General features: G+C 47.0%; 1 protein-coding gene. It reads right to left on the minus strand.

Annotated features, from left to right (window positions below; all coding sequences use genetic code 11):
- A partial coding sequence (locus tag QT987_RS19255) for a beta strand repeat-containing protein (protein ID WP_445300365.1) occupies positions 1 to 2,268 on the minus strand: 2,268 nt, incomplete at its 3' end.
- Positions 2,269 to 2,342: the final 74 nt, after the last annotated feature.

Raw genomic sequence — 2,342 nt, forward strand, 5'->3', positions numbered from 1 at the left:
TGTGCCTGTAGAGTTAGCTGTTAAATTGCCGATCGCATTTGTTGGATTCCCAACTGCACCATTGAATGTAACATCACCGCTAACCGCCTTCACAGTCAAATCACTGCTGCCGTCTACAGTATTATTGAAAGTAATTTCGCTGCCTGCGAGAATGGGATTGTTGGCAATTGTCACTGCATCTCCATAGGTTTGAGCGCCAATTGTAGTGACATTGCCCTTAAGTTCGGTTGTACCGCCAGCATTGGTGGTGAAACTGGTAGCTTTGACAGCATTAAATGTAGTTGTGCCAGCACTGGTGACGGTGACATTTCCTAATGATCCAGTACCGGGCAATCCATTAGCATCAATGCTATTTATCTCGACTTCATTGGGAGTGGCGATCGCAATATCTCCGGCGCTACCAGAAGTAGAACTAGAATTCCAAACAGTTCCTGGGGCTGCAATAATATCGCCATTTGTGCTAGTGAGCTCGATTTTTCCGCCAGCACCAGCAGTGGAACTAGAGTTAAGATTGCTAGCGTTAATCGTATTGTTAGCACTGAGTGCGATCGGGCCACCATTTCCGATAGTGGATGTGGTATCAATTGCCCCTGCTGTCGTATCAATATTGCCATTAGTGCTGCTAAGGGCGATCGCCCCTCCGGGATTTCTCATACTACCAACAGTAATATCGCCTGTAGTTTCAATCGAAAAATCGATCGGACTCTTAACATCCAAAGAATTGATTGTTTTCAGGGAACCTAAAGGTACTGTATTTCCAATGGGCCCGTTGACATTAATCACGCCTGTTCCCGTAGTCAAAACTAGGTTGCCATCGCCGTCAACCGTTCCCCCAAAATTAATGTCACCGGCATTATTTAACCCAGTATCGAGGGTGACATTAGAACCCGTAGCGAGAGAGACTTTGCCACCAAAGTCAATCTTCTGTTCGTTGGTGACAATGGTGAGAATATTTTTGTTTAAGTTAGTCGTTGGAGCATTAAAAGTAATTGAAGCGTTGTTTACACCTGTAATGTTTCCATCGACTGCAATTGTGCCAGCTTGCATTGTGACGGGGAAATTAAAAGTAACACCAGCAGGATCAATTGCGATATTCCCCGTCCCATCCGTGCGCCCGATAATCATTTGGGAAAACCCATTTAAAACCGGAGGCGCGAGTTCAGCACTGCTGAGATTCAAACGAGCGTCCGCAGTATTACCACCCACAGTAATATCTAAACTGGGAGTAAGCGGCTGCAACTGGATAATCCCAGTACCTTTAATTTGAGTTATTGATGACAATGAAATGTCATCGCCCGTCAAAGTGACATTGCCGCCTAAAGTCGCCTCAATCACACCTGGGGTGAGTCTAATGGAATTATCGGAGTTGTTAGCCTTTCCCGTGAGACTAATATTACCCGTTCCCGTAGCTTGTATTGTGCTCGGTACCATGGTAGTAAGAATCGGGGGCATATCAATCCCGTAGGTGTTCAATCCAGTCCCTACACTCGTACCGGTTAAAACAATATCTCCATTCTCCGATTTTACCGTGCCCTCGAAGAGCCTGATCCCGGAATTACCGCTCGCGACTGTAGTGCTGATGCCTGCACTGCTCGTCCCCGTCAACGTCACCTTTCCCAAGCCTGCGGTTTGGATTGTAGCATCATTTAATATCTCTATACCGTGGTTGGAAGACCCAGTCCCACCACCTGTACCCGTCAGACTGACATTTCCAGAGAGCGCTTTCACTGTAGCGTTCTCAACGAATATCCCTCGATTGTCACGAGTCCCATTACCGCCAACACCGATCAGAGTCACATTCCCATTCTCCGCCGTTGACTCCACTGTAGCGTTGTTGAGATTAACGCCTGTATTTTCGATTCCTGTCCCCGCACCTGTTCCAGTCAGGCTGACACTTCCCCCGGCCCGCACTGTACTGCCGTCAATAGATATCCCTTGATTACCATCTGTCCCGTTGCCGCCAGTACCGTTGAAAGTAATATTGCCGCTGCCAGTAGTTTGTAATGTGGTAGCACCCGAAATAGAAATACCGACATTGTTTCCCCCTGTCGATTTTCTTCCCGTACCATTCAGGTCAATGTTTCCACTTCCGGCATTAATTTTGCTGTTCTGGACATTGATTCCCCGCACGGCCCCAAGAGTCCCCTGACCATTACCCAGGAAATTACCACCATTAGTAGCGATCGTCGAACCTACAATACTGACACCACCACCGTTTAGATTATCACTATCAGCATTCAGAGTAATAGTGCCTCCCTGAGTGGTCAATACTCCGGACAGTTTTTAAGCAGCCAGAGTACCATAAGACAAGACTGAAGGAAGGTTAGGGTGATTTAAAATCA

Origin of the sequence: Microcoleus sp. SVA1B4 (assembly GCF_036700545.1) — a bacterium.
In the GTDB taxonomy this organism is placed as follows: Bacteria; Cyanobacteriota; Cyanobacteriia; order Cyanobacteriales; family Microcoleaceae; genus Microcoleus.